We start from the raw sequence: 1,213 nt of genomic DNA on the forward strand, positions 1-1,213 counted from the left end.
TTAATAAATTAAAATATCCTTTCTCCATCCCTACTCAGGGGAAGTATTCATCTCTTCAAGTTTTGCTTTCACAAGCTCCTCACAATCGACACTTTGATCGGAATTATACAAAATAACCTGCGAACTCGTATCAAAAATATAGATAAAACCCTTTTCTTCACCCACAGCATGAATAGCTTTCTCAACCTTTTCGATAATGGGTTGTAATAACTCCTGTTCTTTTTGGCTCAATGATTGTTGAGCGAGCTTGTTGAAATTCTGGATTCTCTGGTCATAATCCTGAATCTCTTTTTCCCTTGTTGACCTGATAAGATCGGAAAGAGAATCACGCTGGGCCATATAATTCTTATATTTTTCATCAAGTTCCTGGCTCATGACCTGCAACTGATTTTGCAACTTTTGAGCTTCGGATTGCAATTCTCTGTCGGCTGCCTGCTTTTCCGGCAATTCCGAAATCAATTGCTGAACATTCAAATGCCCAAATTTAAGTTCCTGAGCAACAGAAGCCGATGCCGTTGCCAGTGAAACCATTAAAACAATAGCAAAAATCTTAAAAACTTTCATATTCATCCGTATAAATTTTATTTTTAAGGTCGGTTGGAACTCATCCCTGCCTTCCCCTATTTATCGGGGAGTAATCGGGACTCGTTTCATTCGAATAAAACTAGTTTATGCCAAGTTTATTTTTCACTTGCTCCGTTACATCAATACTCTGGTCAGATTGATATACAGTAGCTCCTGAATTCTCAGCAAATATATAAATAAATCCGCCTTCCTCACCTATCTCATCAATGGCATCTCTCAGTTTTTCCATAATAGGCTGCCGTAATTGCTGCTGTTTCTGCGACAAATTTTCCTGAGAGGATTGATAAAACGTTTGAATTTTCCGGGAGGTTTCCATTAGTTGCTGCTCTTTTTGCTGGCGTTCAAGAGCTCCAAGCGTTTCAGCATTCTGCAGGTAATCCTGTTCCATTTTTTGATATTCTTCCTGCATAGTAGCAAGTTGGTTTTCGAGTTTATCATACTCTGCCTCCATGGTCTCCTGCATCTCTTTAAATTCGGGCATTGCTCTCATTATTTCCTGTATATTGGCATGACCAAACTTAAGTTCCTGAGCATTTATACGCCCGGAAAAAATTAAAAACAGGCTTATAAGGGTAATGGATGTAACTCTTCTCATAACAATATATTTTTCAATTTAAAATTTTATTTT

2 protein-coding genes are annotated in these 1,213 nt (G+C 37.8%); both read right to left on the reverse strand.

Going from position 1 to position 1,213, the window contains the following annotated elements:
* Nucleotides 1-30 precede the first annotated feature (30 nt).
* The gene (locus tag OQ5_RS0102715) at nt 31-570 is read right to left on the reverse strand and encodes an OmpH family outer membrane protein (RefSeq protein ID WP_016776019.1); all 540 of its coding nucleotides are present in this window, start codon (nt 568-570) and stop codon (nt 31-33) included.
* A 94-nt stretch (nt 571-664) separates the two neighbouring features.
* Nucleotides 665-1,180 carry an OmpH family outer membrane protein gene (locus OQ5_RS0102720; RefSeq protein WP_016776020.1) on the reverse strand — a complete coding sequence of 172 codons (516 nt, stop codon included), beginning with the start codon at nt 1,178-1,180 and terminating at the stop codon, nt 665-667.
* Nucleotides 1,181-1,213: the final 33 nt, after the last annotated feature.

The organism is Anaerophaga thermohalophila str. Valhall (assembly GCF_000250735.1).
Classification (GTDB): domain Bacteria; phylum Bacteroidota; class Bacteroidia; order Bacteroidales; family Marinilabiliaceae; genus Anaerophaga; species Anaerophaga thermohalophila_A.